This window comes from Geodermatophilus obscurus (assembly GCF_900115395.1).
GTDB lineage: Bacteria > Actinomycetota > Actinomycetes > Mycobacteriales > Geodermatophilaceae > Geodermatophilus > Geodermatophilus obscurus_B.
The window spans coordinates 43597-58930 of sequence record NZ_FOWE01000002.1; the positions used below are offsets into that span (position 1 = coordinate 43597).

Consider the following 15334-nt stretch of genomic DNA (forward strand, 5'->3'; position numbering starts at 1 on the left):
TCACGTGATCTCGGCATCCAGGGCCGGCGTGCGCGTCGAGATCACGGGATCTCGACGGGCGTGGTGCGCTAGACCGCCTGGCAGGTCGGGCACCAGTGCAGGTTGCGGCCGACCATCTCCTCGGTGCGCACCTCGGTGCCGCAGATCCGGCACGGCAGGCCGGTGCGCCGGTAGACGTAGTGCGCGTCCTCCCGGCGCACCGCACCCGAGCGCCGGGAGCGGTCCGCAGGCTCGGTCGTCACGATCCGGCCCATCCGGACGCCGGCCCGCATGAGCTTCACCAGGTCGTCCCACAGCGCCTGCCACTCCTGCGCGCCGACGTCGCGGCCGGGGCGGAACGGCGAGATGCGGTGCCGGAAGAGGATCTCGGCGCGGTAGACGTTCCCCACCCCGGCCAGCACCGACTGGTCCATGAGCAGCGCACCGACCGCCGTCCGGCTGCGGCCGACCCTCGCGTACGACAGCGGGCCGCCGCGGCGGGTGCGCAGCGGGTCGGGGCCGAGCCGGTCGAGGATCCCGTCGACCTCGGGCTGGGTCAGGACGTCGCACGCCGTCGCCCCGCGCAGGTCGGTCCAGACACCTTCGCCCTTCGGCCCGTCGGCGACCCAGCGCATGCGCAGCGCCCCGCGCGGGGACGGCGGGTCGCCCAGGCCGGTCGTGTAGGTGCCGTAGAGGCCCAGGTGCACGTGCAGGACGGGCCCGCCGAAATCGGCGAACAGGTGCTTGCCGTAGCTGGTGATCTCCTCCACGACCCGGCCGTCGAGCAGCGCGGCGCCCGCGGCGAAGCGGCCCTGCGGGCTGGTCACGTGCACCGGCCGGCCGGCGAACAGCTCCGACTGCTCCCTGGCCAGTCGGAAGAGGGTGTGCCCCTCAGGCATCGCGCACCGCCTGGTACCGCGCCAGGGCGACCTGCCGCTCCTCGGCGTGGTCGACGATCCGCTCCGGATAGCCCACGGGCAGGCCGCCGGGCGCGGTCCACGGCTCGTGCACGTAGCGGTCGGGGACGTCGCGCAGCTCGGGCACCCAGCGCCGCACGTAGGCGCCGTCGGGGTCGAACTGCACGCCCTGCCGGGTCGGGTTGAACACGCGGTAGTACGGCGAGGGGTCGGTGCCGGTGCCGGCCACCCACTGCCAGCCGTGCTGGTTGCTGGCGAGGTCGCCGTCGACGAGGTGGTCGAAGAAGTGGCGCGCGCCGCGCCGCCAGTCGATGTGCAGGTCCTTGACCAGGAACGACGCCACGACCATCCGCACGCGGTTGTGCACGTAGGCCTCCCCGAGCAGCTGGCGCATCCCGGCGTCGACGATCGGGTAGCCGGTGCGGCCCTCGGCCCAGGCGCGGAAGTGCTCGTCGGCGACGGGCCCGGTGTCGTACCGCATCGCCGTCATCCGGGGGTCGACCGGCTCGCGCGCGGTCTCGGGGCGGTGCCACAGGACGTCGGCGTAGAAGTCCCGCCAGATCAGCTCGCCGACGAACTTGTCCACCGCCTCGGCGTGCTCGTCGGCCAGTGCCTGCGCCTCGGCGAGGAGCGTGCGCGGGTGCACGGTGCCGTACTTCAGGTGCGCGGACAGGCGGCTGGTGGCGTCGGTGCCGGGGGTGTTGCGGCCGGTGGCGTAGCCGAGCAGCCGCTGGTCGCGGAACTGCGCCCAGACGTCGCGCCCGGCGGCCTCCCCGGCGGTGGGCAGCACCGTGTCGCCGAGGTCCTGCGCGGGCGGGAGGTCCTCCGAGCGGACGCCGTCGGCCCAGGCGACGTCGTCCGGCCGGGGCGCGGGCCCGTGCAGGCCGCGGGCCCGCCAGGCGCGGGCGAACGGCGAGTAGACCTTGAACGGCGTGCCGTCGTCCTTGGTCAGCCGGCCGGGCGTCACGCCGTAGGGCGAGCCGGTGCGCACCAGGGGGACGTCGCGGAGCGCCTGCTCGACGGCGGCGTCACGGGCCCGGCCGTAGACGCCGGCGTCGGCGGAGACGTGCACGCTCTCCGCCCCGGTCTCGCGGACGAGGTCGGGGACCACCCGCACCGGGTCGCCGGAGCGGATGACCAGCGCGCCGCCGGTCTGCCCCCGCAGGTCCTCCAGGCAGCCGCGGAGGAACTGGCGGCGTGGCCGCCCCGAGGGCTCCCACAGCCGCGGGTCCACGACGAAGACCGGCAGCACCGACCCGCCGTCGCCGGCCGCGTCGAGGGCGGCCAGCAGCGCGGGGTGGTCGGCGAGCCGGAGGTCGCGGCGGAACCAGAGCAGGGCGGTGGGCACCCGCCCCAGGCTAGGTGGCCGGGTGCGACGCCGCAGGTCAGCGACCGGTCAGGCGTCGGAGGTGGCCAGCCCGAAGTGGGGCTTGTCCTCGTCGGCGACCAGGTCCAGCGTCTCCGGGTGCTGCTGGATGTAGTGGCGGACGAACGAGCAGTAGGGGAGCACGGTGAGCCCCCGCTCGCGGGCGGCGTCGAGCACGCCGCTCACCAGCATCTTGCCGAGCCCGCGGCCGCCCATGCTCGGGTCCACCTCGGTGTGCGGCAGGGCCATCGTGCCGTCCTCGACGTGGTAGCTGGCCAGTCCGACGACCTGCTCGCCGACGCGCACCTCGAACCGTCCCCGCTCGGGGACGTCGACCACCGTGGTCTCCATCGTTGTCCTGCCACCTCCGCATCGCCCCGGCGCCGTTGCCGGGGTCACGACGTGCAACTGGAACGGTAACGCCTCGGAGCCGCGTCCGTGCCCCTCCGACGGGGTGTCCCGCGGACGGGTCGGCCCGGTCGCCGCCGCTCCGCACCGTCAGCGCGCGCGGCTCCGCCACACCGGGGACGTGCCCGACCAGGCCGTCCCCGTCACGGGCGCGCGGGCGCCGTCGTCACCCAGGAGGGGGACGGCGGTCACCCTCCGGGGCGGCCGCACGGCGGGTCGCGCGTCGGCCCGGCTGATTCCTCCCGGCGGGTTGGTCCTGGGGGCTGCTGCCCGCTTTCCTGCAGGCGCTCTTCACAGGCAACTCACAGCTCGAGCAGGGAGATGCGGATGAGACGACAGGTCGGCACGGTGGGAGGCGCGGTCGTCGCTCTCCTGGTGGCGAGCGGGGCACCCGCCGCCGCGACGGAGGAGGCGAGCGTCGTGCCTGCGACGCTCACCGTGCCGTCGTTGTCGTGGGCCGCCTGCGGCCTGACCGAGGAGGCGACGGCCGCCGACGTGCAGTGCGCGGTGGCCGGCCTGCCGCTGGACTACGACGAGCCCACCGGCGGGCAGGTGCAGATCGCCGTCGCCAAGGTGCCGGCCACCGACCCGGCCAACCGGGTCGGCTCGCTGTTCTTCAACTTCGGTGGCCCCGGCGGTCCCGCCGTTGACTACCTGCAGGCGGCCGGTGCCGGCCTGTTCGCCACCTTGAACGAGCGGTTCGACATCGTCGCGTTCGACCCGCGCGGCGTCGGCCAGAGCACGCCGGCCATCGACTGCCAGATCGACGAGCGGACCGAGGAGTTCTTCCCGAGCCCCGCACCCACGCCGCTCGACGTCGACGTCGAGGAGCTGGTGTCCGGGGCCCAGCGCTACGCCGACAGGTGCGCGGCGGCCAACGGCGAGCTCCTGGAGCACGTCTCGACCGCCAACGTCGCGCGAGACCTGGACGCGCTGCGCGCCGCCGTCGGCGACGAGAAGTTGAGCTTCCTCGGCTTCTCCTACGGGACGTTCCTGGGCGCCACGTACGCGAGCCTCTTCCCGGACCGCTACCGCGCCATGGTGCTCGACGGGGCGCTGGACCCCACCGGGTACATCAACGACCCGGTCTCGCTGAGCACCGCGCAGGCGAGCGGCTTCGAGCTCGCGCTGGCCCGCTTCACCCAGGCGTGCGCGGTCGACCAGGTCGCCTGCGCCGGCTTCGGCGGCACCGACCCCTACCTGGCCTACGACCGGCTGCTGGCCGCCGCGGACGCCGCGCCGCTGCCGGCGGACGGCTACCCCGACGACCCGACGCCGGTCACCGCCGACGACATCCGCGCGGTCACGCTGACGCTGCTGTACGCCAAGGAGAACTGGGGCCTGCTCGCCGCGGTGCTGGCCTCCGCCGAGGCCGGCGACGGCTCGCCCGTCCGGGCGCTGCTGGACCTGATCACCTCCGACCCGGTGGGCAACGACGCGTTCTTCTCCATCTCCGCGGGCGAGCAGCAGTGGCCGCGCGACGTCGAGGAGTACCTGGACCGGGGTGCGGAGGAGTGGGTCGCCTTCCCGCACTTCTGGGCCAGCTTCGCCTACGCCGAGATCACGCTCGGGCTGTGGCCGGCCCGGGACGAGGACGCCTTCGCCGGTCCGTTCGAGGTGCCGGCGACCTCGCCCGCGCCGCTGGTCATCGGGACGACCTACGACCCCGCGACCCCGTACCGGGGGTCGCTGCAGATGGTCGAGGACCTCGGCAACGCCACCCTGCTGACGATGGAGGGTGACGGGCACACCGCCTACGGCGGCCGCTCCACCTGCATCGACTCCGCCACCGAGGCCTACCTGGTCGACGTGACGCTCCCCGCCCCGGGGACGGTGTGCACGCAGGAGGTGCCCTTCACCGCGCTCGAGGGCGTCGACGCCGCGTCCGGCACGGGCGTCCTCACGGCCCGACCGGTGGACCGGGGACTGCTCACCGCCCTCCGCTGACGCGCTCCACCCGGGACCCCCGCCTCTGACCGTCCCGGTCAGGGGCGGGGGTCCCTCCGCGTCCAGGGGCGCTCGTCGCGCCGGCCGCCGAGCCCGGCCCGGCAGCGACGGCAGACCGCCTGCACCTCCTCGGCGTGCCGGCCGGACTCCGGCTGGACGTCGGCCCAGCTCACGTGCGGAAAGCGGGTGAGCCGGGACCGCGACAGCGACAGCCCGCACACGGCCTCGTTGCGCCCCTGCTCCCAGGCGTGCACCTCTCCGGAGGGGTAACGGATGCCGTCGTCCGGGTCGGTCCACTGGCCGGAGGCCGCGACGGCCGAGGTGCGCGGTGACATGCCGGGTGCATACCCGCCGACGCGCCGGCACCGTGCGGCGTCCGGTCATCCGGTCCGGACCGATGAGCCCGGCGGCGCCGGCCGGTCGGTACTGGCGACAGCCCCGTCCGACCCCCCGGAGGACCCCGTGCGCAGGACCGCCCCGACACGCGATCACCTCTGGGCGGCGGCGCACGCCGAGCGCGCCGCCCTCGCCGACGACCTGGCCGGCCTCGACGACGCGCGGTGGGCGCTGCCGTCGCTGTGCGCGCGCTGGTCGGTCGAGGAGGTCGTCGCCCACCTGACGGCGGCCGCCAGCGTGGGCCCGTGGCGCTGGGTCGCCAGCGTCGTGGGGGCGCGGTTCGACACCGACCTGCACAACCAGCGGCGGCTGGCCGAGCACCGCGGGGCGACACCGGCGGAGACGCTCGAGCGGTTCCGCCGCGTCACCACCAGCACCACGGCGCCGTGGGGTCCCGTCGAGGCGTGGCTGGGCGAGGTCGTGATCCACGGCGAGGACGTCCGCCGTCCCCTGGGCCTGTCGCACACCCCGCCGGTGGAGACCGTCACCGCGGTCGCCCGCTTCTCCGCCCGGCGGGACTTCACCGTCTCCGGCCGGACCGCCGTCACGGGGTTGCGCCTGGAGGCCACCGACGGGCCCTTCGCGACCGGCGAGGGCCCGCTCGTCCGCGGGACGACGCTGGCGCTCCTCGTGGCGATGGCCGGCCGGGAGTCCGCCTGCGACGAGCTCACCGGCCCCGGCGCGGCCGTCCTGCGGCGGCGCTGCGCGGGCGGCCCGCCGCGGGGGCGCGCGGCGTCCCGTGAGCGGCGCTAGCGTCGGTCCCGTGTCCGACGGGACGGCGCTCGCCGACCTGCTGCGCGAGCGGGGCGCCGGGACGATCGGGCACCCCGGCGGCACGCTGGCCGCCCACCTCGAGCGCGTGGGGCACCGGCTGGCCGGACTGGGCGCCTCGACGACGCTGCAGCTGGCCGCCGGGGCGCACGCCGTCTACGGCACCGACGGCTTCGACGTCGCCCTCCTCGGGCTCGACGAGCGGCCGCTGCTGGCCGGGTGGTCGGCCCCGACGCCGAGCGGCTCGTGTACCTCTACGCCGCCTGCGACTACCTCTACGCCGCCTGCGACCGCGGCCGCACCTGGACGGCGCTGCCCGGCACCCGGCGGGTGGTGGACCGCTTCACCGGGGAGCACCACGATCTGACCGCCGGCGAGCTGCGGGACCTCGCCGACCTGAGCACGGTCGACGAGCTCGACGTCGCCGAGCACTCGGCGGACTTCCTCGACCGGTACGGCGCCTACCTCCGCCGGCTGGTCGCGGCCTGGGAGCCGCTGCTCAGCCCGGCCGGCCGCGAGGACGCACGGCGGGTGCTGGGGCCCGCGGGCGCGCGATGAGGCTGGTGCCCCCGGCAGGATTCGAACCTGCGACACACGGTTTAGGAAACCGATGCTCTATCCCCTGAGCTACGGGGGCTCGTCGGCCGGAGGCCGGCTGGGGCGTGCCGGTCGAGGTTAGCGGGCCGGTGTCCGGCCCCTCCTCCCGGCGCTCCGGGGGAACTACCGTCGGTCCATGGTGGTGTTGGTGGCCGAGTTGGTGGTCCTCCTGCTGCTCGCCGGACTCCTGCTGTACGGGCTGGGCGTGTGGTCGGCCTCCCCGTCCGGGTCCCCCGGCGCGACGCCGGCCCGGCTGCCCGGCCGGCGCCGCACCGAGGCGGCGGTCGCCCGGGCCCGCTGGGCGCCGGCCCACGACGAGGTCGACGGCGAGACGCGCGTGCTGCTGCGGCGTGCCTACACCGGCCCGGACGGCCTGCCGGCCGTGCTGGAGGAGCGGGTGTTCCAGACGTTCCCCTCCGCCGACCCGGCCTGGGAGGTGCGGTTCACCGAGGCGATGGCCGACGCCCGGTACCGGTGCGGGTACCTGAACGCCGAGGAGGAGCGCTGACCTGCTCCACGGCAGGGACGGCGGCCGCCCGGGCCGCGGTCTCCTCGACCAGGCGCACGATCGTCCGCGGCCGGTCCGACTGCGGCGCGTGACCGGCCCACAACAGCAGGACGAAGCGGGAGCCGGGGACGAGCGGCAGGTACCGGTAGGTCTGCCCCGAGGCGATCCAGTCGGCCACACCCTGTGCCAGGGTGACCGGGCAGTCGATGCGGTCCAGGCCCAGGGGGACGTCGAGCAGCAGTCCCCACAGCAGGGTGCGCCAGTAGTCGCGGGAGTCGGCGAACCCCTCGCGCGCCCCGATCGCCTCGTCGACGGAGGTGTCCCAGGGGCGGACCTTCAGCGGTGCCAGCAGCGCGGCCCGGCCCAGGGCCGAGCGCGACAGCGGCGCCACCAGCGGCGCGCCGATCCGCATCACGACGCGCGCCAGCGCCATGCCGCTGCCCTGCAGGATCCGCTCCGGCAGCACGTTGAGGCCCGACGGCCCGATCGCCACCACCGACCGGGCGCGTCCCCGGCGGGCCAGCTCGAGGGCCACGCGGCCGCCGAGCGAGTTGCCGAGCACGTGCACCCGGTCGACGCCCTCCGCGTCCAGCGTCCGCTCGACCGCGTCGGTGATCGCGGCGACCGTGGGCCGTACCTCGAGGGCCGGCGACCCGCCGACTCCGGGGAGGTCGGCGTCGATGACGTCGAAGCGGCCGGTCAGCAGGGGGAGGACGGCGGCGAAGTCGCGTCGCGAGCTCCCCATGCCGTGCAGCAGCAGCAGGGGTTCGCCCGAGCCCGCGCGGGAGACGGACAGCAGTTCGCGCATCCGCCGTCAGTACCCGGTGGGAAACGGGTCGACCGGTGAGCCGGGCCACGTCCCCGGCGGGGCCGGCGGGGACGAGGGGAGGATGGGCACATGGGACAGGTCGTGGCCACCGCCGAACGCGTCGTCGCAGCGCCCGCCGAGCGGGTCCGGGAGGCCCTCGCCGACTACTCCGGCATGCGCCCGCGGGTGCTGCCCGAGCAGTTCAGCGACTACCGCGTCGAGGCCGGTGGCCGGGGCGCCGGCACGCAGGTGCACTGGCGCTTCGCCGCGACGTCGAAGCGGGTGCGCGACCAGCTGGTCGAGGTCAGCGAGCCCGACGGCACCCTGGTCGAGCGCGACACCCGCTCGTCGATGGTCACCACCTGGACGGTCACCCCGGCCGACGCCGGGAGGAGCACGGTGGCGGTGCGCACCACCTGGGACGGCGCGGGCGGCGTCGGCGGCTTCTTCGAGCGGACCTTCGCGCCGAGGGGGCTGCGCCGCGTCTACGGCGACCTGCTCGGCCGGCTCGAGCGCGAGCTGGGCGGCACCACGGTCTGACGGCGGGACCACGGTCTGACGGCGGCACCACGGTCTGCCGCCGGCACCACGGTCTGACGGCGGCGCGGCGCGCCGTCGCGGAGCACCATGGGACGGTGACCGCCGCCCTCCCCGCCGCCGTCGAGAGCCCGTCCGGTCTCGACGAGCTGGCCGGCCTGGTCGCCGACGGCGACGTCCTCGTCCTCTCCGGCGCCGGCCTGTCCACCGACTCCGGCATCCCCGACTACCGGGGCGCCACCGGCTCGCTGCGCCGGCACACCCCGATGACCTGGCAGACCTTCTGCCGCGACCCCCGCGGCCGGCACCGCTACTGGGCGCGCAGCTTCGTCGGCTGGCCGCAGATGGCCGCCGCCCGCCCCAACGCCGGCCACTCCGCCGTCGCCCGGCTGCAGAGGGCGGGTCTGCTCGGCGGCGTCATCACGCAGAACGTCGACGGGCTGCACCAGGCCGCAGGCGCCCGCGACGTCCTCGAGCTGCACGGCGGGCTCGACCGCACCGTCTGCCTGTCGTGCGGCGACGTCGCCCCGCGCGCGGAGCTGCACCGGCGGCTGCGCGCGGCCAACCCGGACTTCGGCCCCCGCGCCGACGAGGTCAACCCCGACGGCGACGCCGAGCTGCCCGAGGAGGTGCTCGACGGCTTCGTCATGGTCGACTGCCGCGCCTGCGGGGCCGGCCCGCTCAAGCCCGACGTCGTCTTCTTCGGCGAGACCGTGCCACGCGAGCGCGTCGACACCTGCTTCCGCATGCTCGAGGACTCCGCCGGCCTGCTCGTCCTCGGCTCCTCGCTGACCGTCATGAGCGGCTACCGCTTCGTGCTGCGCGCCGCCGAGCTCGGTATCCCGGTCGGGGTGGTCAACCTCGGCCCCACCCGCGGCGACGCGAGGGCCGACGTCCGCGTCGACGCCCCGCTCGGCGACGTGCTGCCCGAGCTCGCCCGCCGCTGCGGCGCGTGACCCGCCGCGAGCGGAAGGACCTCCCCGCCCCCCAGCGCTCGCAGGCTCGCGCCGGGCCCCTGCAGGGAGGCCAGCTCACCGACGACGGCCGCTGGGTCGTCGTCGACGGCCGGCGGTGGCGGACGGCCGACCCGTCGCTGCCCGACGACGTCCGCGCCCGCCTGCTCTCCCACCTGGGCGCCGCCCGCGCCGCGGTGCGGACGGCGCCCGACCCGGCGGCCGTGCGGGCCGCCCGGGACCGGGTGCAGCTGGCCAAGACCGGGCTGGGGGAGCGCGGGCCCGCGTGGTGGGAGCAGGACGACGACGCCCGCCGCGCCCGGTGGGAGGCGGCGCTGGCGGCGCTGGACGGTTGACCCGGAGCGGGCCGGGATAGGAGGTCCCCCGATGCAGACCTTCCTGCCGGTGCCGGACTTCCGGGAGAGCGCGCGGCTGCTCGACTCGCCACGGCTGGGCAAGCAGCGCGTGGAGACGCTGCAGGTCCTGCGCGCCCTCGAACTGCCCGACTACGGCTGGACGTCGCACCCGGTCGTGCACATGTGGCGCGGGCGGACGGCGGCCCTCGTCGTCTACGGCCTCGCCATGGTGGAGGTGTGGCGCGAGCGCGGGTTCGCCGACAGCACGCACACGCTGATCGCCGAGTTCGCCCCCGACGTCACCGGCGCCACGCAGCAGGAGCTCGCCGGCGCCGGGCTGCTGCCGTCCTGGGTGGGCGACGAGGCGGTGCACCGGTCGCACCGCTCGAACCTGCTGGCCAAGGACCCGGACTTCTACCGGCCGCTGTTCCGTCCGTTGTTCGGCGCCGAGCCCGAGGACCTGCCCTACCTGTGGCCCGGCGCCGACGACGTCCCGCCGGCACCGGCCCCCGAGGGGACGCGGGTGTGGGTCGTGCGGCCGCGGGCGCACAACGAGCTGGGCGCGTGCCTGGCCGCGGGCGTCGTCGGGCTGGGCACCCAGTCGGGGGTCGACGTCGACGCCACCGGGCTGTCCCCGGCGGAGCTGCGGGCGCTGGCCAAGGAGCTGTCGGGGCGGCGCCCGAGCAAGGACCTGCGGCAGCTGTCGACCTTCCTCGACGAGATCCGCCCCGGCGACCCGGTGGCGCTGCCGATCGAGCACGGCGCCGGGCTGCTGGTGGGGGAGGTGCTCGGCGACTACCTCTTCGACGGCCGCGAGCTGCTGCCGCACCGCCGCCCCGCCCGCTGGGACCACGTCGTGCCGCGCGCCGCCGCCCGGCCGCCCGCGACGCTGCAGGACCCGCGCGCGCTGTTCTCGGTCGTCATCGACCCCGACGTGCTCCCGCCGTCGCTGGCCGGGACCACCTACCGGGAGCCGGCCCTCCCGCTGGTGTAGCCCGTGCGCCGCGCCCTCAGGTCCCCGGCAGCGGGACGTTCTGCAGGCGCACCTGACCGCGTGCGACGAGCTTGCCGTCCTCGGCGCGGGTGAGCAGCACCTGCCACAGCTGCAGGGTGCGGCCCTGCTGCACCGGCTCGGCGAGGACGTCGAGCCGGCCGGTGGTGACCGGCCGCAGGAAGTCGGTGCTGTTGCTGACCCCGACGGCGAACTGGCCGCGGTCGGCGACGGCGGCGCTGGCCCCGATCGACGCCGCGGACTCCACCACCGCGCAGTACACGCCCCCGTGCACGACGCCCCACGGCGTGTGGTGCTCGGGCCCGAGGTCGACGGTGCCGGTGACCCGGGCGCCGCCCGCCTCGCCGACGTCGAACCCGGTGGCCGCGACGAACTCGCTCGCGGAGGCCCGGTCGACGCCGGGCAGCTCGGCGCTCACGCGTCCCACACCAGGCAGAAGGGGTGGCCGGCAGGGTCGGCGTAGACGCGGAAGTCGCCTCCGCCGCCGGGGAGCCTCCGCGCGCCGAGCGCGAGCACCCTCGGCTCTGCCTCGTCGACGTCGGTCACGAACACGTCGAGGTGGAACTGCTGCGGGCGCTGCGGGTCGGGCCAGTCCGGCGGGACGAGGTCGGGCGCCTGCTGGAAGGCCAGCCGGTGCCCGCGGCCGCTGACCACGACCCAGGAGTCGCCCGGGCCGCCCGTGGTCACCTCCAGGCCCAGCAGCTCGGCGTAGAAGCCGGCGAGCGCGTGCGCGTCGGGCGCGTCGATCACGACGGAGTGCAGCTGACCGATCATGCCGCCCATCCTGGCCGAGAGCGGCGGCCGGCACCGCCAGGTCCCGGGCCGTCCGTCGCGGCGATCCGGCCACGGGGCAGGATCGCCGTCGTGCCCGACCCCGCCGACCAGCCCCCCGTCCTCGGCTCGCTCACCTGGGTGCCCGCCGCCTCGCGGCCCGACCTGCTGGGCGGGCCCGTCGCGGCGGCCCTCCCGTCGCTGCCCGGCCCGGCCTGGGTCGCGCCGGTCGACGACGACCTCGCCGACACCGCGGCCTTCACCGAGGCCTACGGCGTCCCGCTGGCCGCGTCGGCCAACTGCGTCGTCGTCGCCACCCGCCGGGCCGGGCAGACCGCGCTGGCCGCGTGCGTCGTGCTGGCCACCACCCGCGCCGACGTCAACGGCCTCGTGCGCCGCCACCTGGGCGCGCGCAAGGCCTCCTTCGCGCCGCAGGACGTCGCGGTCGCCGAGTCCGGCATGGCCTACGGCGGCATCACGCCGGTCGGCCTGCCGCCGTCGTGGCCGGTCCTGGTCGACGCCGCCGTGGCCGCCGCCGGCCTGGTCGTCGTCGGCTCGGGAACCCGGGGGGCGAAGCTCGCGCTGCCCGGCGCGGTGCTCGCCGCCCTGCCGTCCGCGGAGGTCCTCGACGGCCTCGGCGTGCCGCTGGAGGAGCCGCCGGCGGCGGCCCCGGTCCCGGCCGTGGCGGCCGAGCGGGCACCCGACGACCGGGACGTCGGCTGGGGCGAGCGCCCCGACGACGCCGATCCCGACCGGCGCTGGTTGGAGGACCGCCCGCCGCACTGGGGCAGCGACTAGGACCGCTCACGGCGGCGCGGGGAGGCTCAGCGTCAGCGTGGCGCCCGTGGCCGCGGCGGCGAGCGTGGCCGCGGTGGCCTCGTCGACGGCGAGGACGAGCAGGCCGTCGTCGTCGGGGGCGGCCAGGACCAGCGCGCCGCGGGCCACCACCTCGGCGCGGGCGGCGTCGGGCGCGGTGGCGAGGACGTCGACCCGGTCGCCCGGGCCGGCGAGACCGGCGACGGCGAGGTCGGCGAGCCGGACCGGGGCCGCCACCTGACCGGACGGGAGCAGCGCGGTCAGGCCCGGGCCGACCAGCCGGACGTCGGTGACCGGCTCACCGGCGCGCAGCGGGGCGGCCAGCACCCGCCCGACGAGGGCGCCGGGGTCGGTCGCCGCGCCACCGGGGGCCGCAGCCAGCTCGGTCAGCGACAGGGCGGCCGCGGTCAGCGTCGTCCCCGCGGGCAGGTCGGTGGCGGCGGTGACCACCGGGGTGCCCGGGAGCGGAGCCGGCACCGGTGGGTCGGGCGGGCGCAGCGCGAGCACCAGCGCGCCGGCGGCGAGCAGCGCCGCCAGGCAGCGGCGCAGCAGAGTGGCGGGGGAGCGGGGACGGCGCAGTCGCGGCACCGGCCCAGGCTGGCCGTGGGCGGCCGGTGCCCGGGGCGGCGGGCGCGGCCTGTGGAGGAGCCGCCCGGGTGTGGACGGCCGCGGGTCAGCCGGCGGCGGCCTTGCTGCCGCTGCCGGACGAGCCGGTCGAGGAGCTCGACGACGCCTTCGCCGGCGCGGACTCCTTCGCCGGCGAGGAGCCCGTGGAGGAGGACTCCTTGGACGACGACGAGCTCTCCGACGGGGTCTTCGCGCTCTCGGCCGAGGAGGAGCTCGAGCGGCTGTCGGTGCGGTAGAAGCCCGAGCCCTTGAAGACCACGCCGACGGAGCCGTAGACCTTGCGCACCGGGGTGGCGCAGGTCGGGCACTCGGCGACCGGTGCGTCGGTGAAGGACTGCACCACCTCGAACTCGTGCTTGCCCTCGGGGTTGGTGCAGGCGTACTGGTACGTGGGCACGGCGCGGCACTCCTGGTCGAGCGGGGGTCGGGTGGGCCCGGCGCCGGCGGGAGCTGGCACTCGGGACCCTCGACTGCCAATGATGCGCCACGCTCGGGCCGGTCGTCCACGTGATCCGCGTGGTGTCGCCCCGCGGGGTGCCGGCCTCTAGCGTCGCCGCATGGCCGGTCCTCCCGAACTCGCCCGCACCGCCCGCGTCGACGTCCTGGTCGAGGGCTACGCCCGCCTGCCGCACGTGGCGGGCACGGTGACGCTGGTGCGCGACGCCGGCCGGGTGCTCGTCGTCGACCCGGGCATGGTGGCCGACCGCGACCTCCTGCTGCGGCCGCTGCGCGACCTCGGTGTGCGCCCGGAGGACGTCACCGACGTCGTGGTCAGCCACCACCACCTCGACCACACCGTCAACGTCGCGCTGTTCCCGGTGGTGCCGGTGCACGACTTCCAGTCGGTCATCGAGGGCGACGTGTTCACCCGCCGGCCGGCCGACGGGGTGCAGCTCACCCCCGCCGTCCGGCTGCTGGCCACGCCCGGGCACACCCCGCAGGACGTCACCACCCTGGTCGGCACGCCCGACGACGTCGTCGCGCTGACCCACCTGTGGTGGACCGGCGAGGGCCCGGCGGACGACCCCTACGCCCCCGACCGCGACCAGTTGCGGCAGCAGCGCGAGCGGGTGCTCGCGCTGGCCACGCTGGTCGTGCCGGGGCACGGCGCGCCGTTCCGGCCGGGCTCCGCCACGCCGCGCTAGGCGACGGCGAGCTCGCCCTCGACCTCCTGGCCCGCGGTGGCGGCGTCGCGGGTGGCGAGCACCGCGGCGGCCACCGAGCCCGCGGCGGCCTGCAGCTGCTCCGGGGTGTGCGTGGCCATGACCGACAGTCGCAGCACACCCCGGCCCCGCGGGACGGCGGGGTAGCCGACGGCGTTGCAGTAGACGCCGGACTCGTAGGCCGCCCGCCACGCCGCGGCGGTGGCCTCCGCGCTGCCGGTCGGCACCGCGATGACCGCGCCGCTGCCGGGCAGCGGGGGCGTCCCGGCGACGCTGAGCTCGACGCGCAGCCTGCGGCCGTTCTCCTGCAGCCGGTCGCGCCGCTCGGGCTCGGCGCGCAGGATGCGCAGGGCGGCCAGGGCCGCACCGACGCCGGCCGGCTCGTTGGCCGCGCTGAACACGTAGGGCATGGCGCTGGCGCGGATGCCGTCGGCGACCGCCCGGGACGTGAGCACCGCGCCGCCGACGCTGGCCAGGGACTTGCTGAAGGCCAGCGTGACGGCGTCGACCCGGTCGAGGACGCCACAGTGCTCGGCCGCCCCGCGGCCGCGCTCGCCGAGGACGCCGAGACCGTGCGCCTCGTCGACGACCAGGCGCGCCCCGTACGCCGCGCACAGCTCCGCCAGCTCGGCCAGCGGCGCGGTCTCGCCGGTCATCGAGTAGACGCCGTCGACGACCACCACGGCCCCGGCCTGCGGGTCGAGCCGCTCCAGGCGGCGGGTCAGGGAGTCGACGCTGTTGTGCCGGAAGCGGACGACGGTGCCCCGGCTGGCGGCCGCGCCGGCGTGCACGCTGGCGTGGGCGTGCGCGTCGACCAGCAGGGTGTCGCCGGGACCGCCGGCGGTCGACAGCAGGGCCACGTTGGCGTTGACGCCCGAGGAGGTCAGCACCGCGGCCTCGACGCCGTAGTGGTCGGCGAGCTCCTCCTCTAGCTGCAGGTGCAGCCGGGTGGTGCCGTTGAGGACCCGGCTGCCGGAGGTGCTGGTGCCGAAGCGGCGCACCGCGTCGACGGCGGCCTCGACCACGCGCTCGTCCCCGGCCAGGCCGAGGTAGTTGTTGCTGCCCAGGTTCACCCGCGGGACGCCGTCGTCGTAGACGGTGACCGGCTCGGGCGCGCCCGCCGTCGGCACGCCGTGCGTCGCGACGCCGGCCCGGTCGTGCTCGCGGAACAGGGCGGCGAGCGGGTCGTGCAGCAGCGGGGCGAAGGCGTCGCGCCGGCCGCTCCCGTGCTCCCGGCCGGCACGCGGGCGGGGATGGGGGACGTCGGCCACGGGGTCTCCGTTCGGTTCCTGCACCGGCGGGTCCCGGTGGCGAGTCACCCTCACCGTCGTGGTGACTCTGCGTCAATGGTGGGTCAGCTCACAGTTCGCCCGGGTGTCCCTCGTGCCCCCGCCGTGTGACA

The 15334-nt window shown here is 76.5% G+C and carries 20 protein-coding genes, 1 tRNA gene and 1 pseudogene; 11 read left to right on the forward strand and 11 right to left on the reverse strand.

Annotated features, from left to right (window positions below):
- Positions 1–68: 68 nt before the first annotated feature.
- Genes BM165_RS03560 through BM165_RS03570 form a run of 3 tightly spaced genes read right to left on the reverse strand, consistent with a single transcriptional unit; the run spans position 69 to position 2613 of the window.
- Positions 69–878: an Fpg/Nei family DNA glycosylase gene (locus BM165_RS03560; protein ID WP_075012175.1), complete on the reverse strand. Its 810-nt coding sequence runs from the start codon at positions 876–878 to the stop codon at positions 69–71.
- The gene (locus tag BM165_RS03565; protein WP_075012176.1) at positions 871–2244 is read right to left on the reverse strand and encodes a cryptochrome/photolyase family protein; all 1374 of its coding nucleotides are present in this window, start codon (positions 2242–2244) and stop codon (positions 871–873) included. Before BM165_RS03565 ends, BM165_RS03560 begins: the two co-directional genes overlap by 8 nt.
- Before the next feature lie 48 nt (positions 2245–2292).
- Positions 2293–2613: a GNAT family N-acetyltransferase gene (locus tag BM165_RS03570; RefSeq protein WP_075012177.1), complete on the reverse strand. Its 321-nt coding sequence runs from the start codon at positions 2611–2613 to the stop codon at positions 2293–2295.
- Positions 2614–2997: 384 nt separating this feature from the next.
- Here BM165_RS03570 and BM165_RS03575 point away from each other — a divergent pair, with 384 nt between their 5' ends.
- Entirely contained in the window at positions 2998–4617 is a 1620-nt protein-coding gene (locus tag BM165_RS03575; RefSeq protein ID WP_177225098.1) for an alpha/beta hydrolase, read from the forward strand.
- Between the two features lie 38 nt (positions 4618–4655).
- On the opposite strand, the gene BM165_RS03580 is transcribed toward BM165_RS03575, so the two are convergent.
- Positions 4656–4952 (reverse strand): hypothetical protein, encoded by a 297-nt coding sequence (locus BM165_RS03580; RefSeq protein ID WP_075012179.1) that lies wholly within the window; start codon positions 4950–4952, stop codon positions 4656–4658.
- A 127-nt stretch (positions 4953–5079) separates the two neighbouring features.
- Between BM165_RS03580 and BM165_RS03585 the strand changes: the two genes are divergently transcribed.
- From BM165_RS03585 to BM165_RS25115, 3 genes and pseudogenes are all read left to right on the forward strand, one after another.
- Positions 5080–5766 (forward strand): maleylpyruvate isomerase family mycothiol-dependent enzyme, encoded by a 687-nt coding sequence (locus BM165_RS03585; RefSeq protein WP_075012180.1) that lies wholly within the window; start codon positions 5080–5082, stop codon positions 5764–5766.
- Positions 5767–5776: 10 nt separating this feature from the next.
- A pseudogene (locus tag BM165_RS26275) lies at positions 5777–5989 on the forward strand (DUF6817 domain-containing protein); the annotation flags it as partial.
- Positions 5990–6003: 14 nt separating this feature from the next.
- Positions 6004–6342, forward strand: a complete 339-nt coding sequence (locus BM165_RS25115; RefSeq protein WP_208976631.1) for a hypothetical protein — start codon at positions 6004–6006, stop codon at positions 6340–6342.
- Positions 6343–6345: 3 nt separating this feature from the next.
- Here BM165_RS25115 and BM165_RS03595 read toward each other — a convergent pair.
- Positions 6346–6421: transfer RNA gene (locus BM165_RS03595), tRNA-Arg, on the reverse strand.
- Between the two features lie 96 nt (positions 6422–6517).
- On the opposite strand from BM165_RS03595, the gene BM165_RS03600 reads away from it, so the two are divergent.
- Entirely contained in the window at positions 6518–6889 is a 372-nt protein-coding gene (locus BM165_RS03600; RefSeq protein WP_075012181.1) for a hypothetical protein, read from the forward strand.
- On the opposite strand, the gene BM165_RS03605 is transcribed toward BM165_RS03600, so the two are convergent.
- Entirely contained in the window at positions 6825–7697 is an 873-nt protein-coding gene (locus tag BM165_RS03605) for an alpha/beta fold hydrolase (protein ID WP_075012182.1), read from the reverse strand. The two genes, BM165_RS03600 and BM165_RS03605, sit on opposite strands and share 65 nt — an antisense overlap.
- 90 nt (positions 7698–7787) lie before the next feature.
- Here BM165_RS03605 and BM165_RS03610 point away from each other — a divergent pair, with 90 nt between their 5' ends.
- The 4 genes from BM165_RS03610 to BM165_RS03625 all read left to right on the forward strand — a co-directional run bounded on the left by BM165_RS03610 (position 7788) and on the right by BM165_RS03625 (position 10537).
- The gene (locus tag BM165_RS03610) at positions 7788–8237 is read left to right on the forward strand and encodes an SRPBCC family protein (protein ID WP_075012183.1); all 450 of its coding nucleotides are present in this window, start codon (positions 7788–7790) and stop codon (positions 8235–8237) included.
- Positions 8238–8332: 95 nt separating this feature from the next.
- On the forward strand, positions 8333–9190 hold the full coding sequence (locus BM165_RS03615) for an NAD-dependent protein deacetylase (RefSeq protein ID WP_083427026.1): 858 nt from the start codon (positions 8333–8335) through the stop codon (positions 9188–9190).
- Positions 9187–9543 carry a biopolymer transporter Tol gene (locus BM165_RS03620; protein ID WP_244274007.1) on the forward strand — a complete coding sequence of 119 codons (357 nt, stop codon included), beginning with the start codon at positions 9187–9189 and terminating at the stop codon, positions 9541–9543. Before BM165_RS03615 ends, BM165_RS03620 begins: the two co-directional genes overlap by 4 nt.
- Before the next feature lie 31 nt (positions 9544–9574).
- A complete protein-coding gene (locus BM165_RS03625; RefSeq protein WP_075012184.1) occupies positions 9575–10537 on the forward strand; it encodes an MSMEG_6728 family protein in 963 nt (320 codons plus the stop codon).
- Between the two features lie 16 nt (positions 10538–10553).
- On the opposite strand, the gene BM165_RS03630 is transcribed toward BM165_RS03625, so the two are convergent.
- A complete protein-coding gene (locus BM165_RS03630) occupies positions 10554–10973 on the reverse strand; it encodes a PaaI family thioesterase (RefSeq protein WP_083427027.1) in 420 nt (139 codons plus the stop codon).
- The gene (locus BM165_RS03635; protein ID WP_177225100.1) at positions 10970–11329 is read right to left on the reverse strand and encodes a VOC family protein; all 360 of its coding nucleotides are present in this window, start codon (positions 11327–11329) and stop codon (positions 10970–10972) included. The genes BM165_RS03630 and BM165_RS03635 overlap by 4 nt, the downstream gene beginning before the upstream one ends.
- A gap of 90 nt (positions 11330–11419) precedes the next feature.
- Between BM165_RS03635 and BM165_RS03640 the strand changes: the two genes are divergently transcribed.
- The gene (locus tag BM165_RS03640; protein WP_075012186.1) at positions 11420–12124 is read left to right on the forward strand and encodes a YbaK/EbsC family protein; all 705 of its coding nucleotides are present in this window, start codon (positions 11420–11422) and stop codon (positions 12122–12124) included.
- A gap of 6 nt (positions 12125–12130) precedes the next feature.
- Here BM165_RS03640 and cpaB read toward each other — a convergent pair whose 3' ends face one another.
- On the reverse strand, positions 12131–12730 hold the full coding sequence (gene cpaB, locus BM165_RS03645; protein WP_075012187.1) for a Flp pilus assembly protein CpaB: 600 nt from the start codon (positions 12728–12730) through the stop codon (positions 12131–12133).
- An 85-nt stretch (positions 12731–12815) separates the two neighbouring features.
- Positions 12816–13166: an FmdB family zinc ribbon protein gene (locus BM165_RS03650; protein ID WP_075012188.1), complete on the reverse strand. Its 351-nt coding sequence runs from the start codon at positions 13164–13166 to the stop codon at positions 12816–12818.
- 160 nt (positions 13167–13326) lie between these two features.
- Between BM165_RS03650 and BM165_RS03655 the strand changes: the two genes are divergently transcribed.
- On the forward strand, positions 13327–13914 hold the full coding sequence (locus tag BM165_RS03655) for an MBL fold metallo-hydrolase (protein ID WP_075012189.1): 588 nt from the start codon (positions 13327–13329) through the stop codon (positions 13912–13914).
- Here BM165_RS03655 and BM165_RS03660 read toward each other — a convergent pair.
- A complete protein-coding gene (locus BM165_RS03660) occupies positions 13911–15203 on the reverse strand; it encodes an aminotransferase class I/II-fold pyridoxal phosphate-dependent enzyme (protein ID WP_075012190.1) in 1293 nt (430 codons plus the stop codon). The two genes, BM165_RS03655 and BM165_RS03660, sit on opposite strands and share 4 nt — an antisense overlap.
- Positions 15204–15334: the final 131 nt, after the last annotated feature.

Bases quoted from the DNA above. Each gene is read 5' to 3' on its own strand.
- BM165_RS03560 (WP_075012175.1), bottom strand. From the start codon at position 878: ATGCCTGAGGGGCACACCCTCTTCCGACTGGCCAGGGAGCAGTCGGAG.
- BM165_RS03570 (WP_075012177.1), bottom strand. From the start codon at position 2,613: ATGGAGACCACGGTGGTCGACGTCCCCGAGCGGGGACGGTTCGAGGTG.
- BM165_RS03575 (WP_177225098.1), top strand. From the start codon at position 2,998: ATGAGACGACAGGTCGGCACGGTGGGAGGCGCGGTCGTCGCTCTCCTG.
- BM165_RS03580 (WP_075012179.1), bottom strand. From the start codon at position 4,952: ATGTCACCGCGCACCTCGGCCGTCGCGGCCTCCGGCCAGTGGACCGAC.
- BM165_RS03600 (WP_075012181.1), top strand. From the start codon at position 6,518: ATGGTGGTGTTGGTGGCCGAGTTGGTGGTCCTCCTGCTGCTCGCCGGA.
- BM165_RS03605 (WP_075012182.1), bottom strand. From the start codon at position 7,697: ATGCGCGAACTGCTGTCCGTCTCCCGCGCGGGCTCGGGCGAACCCCTG.
- BM165_RS03610 (WP_075012183.1), top strand. From the start codon at position 7,788: ATGGGACAGGTCGTGGCCACCGCCGAACGCGTCGTCGCAGCGCCCGCC.
- BM165_RS03625 (WP_075012184.1), top strand. From the start codon at position 9,575: ATGCAGACCTTCCTGCCGGTGCCGGACTTCCGGGAGAGCGCGCGGCTG.
- BM165_RS03635 (WP_177225100.1), bottom strand. From the start codon at position 11,329: ATGATCGGTCAGCTGCACTCCGTCGTGATCGACGCGCCCGACGCGCAC.
- BM165_RS03655 (WP_075012189.1), top strand. From the start codon at position 13,327: ATGGCCGGTCCTCCCGAACTCGCCCGCACCGCCCGCGTCGACGTCCTG.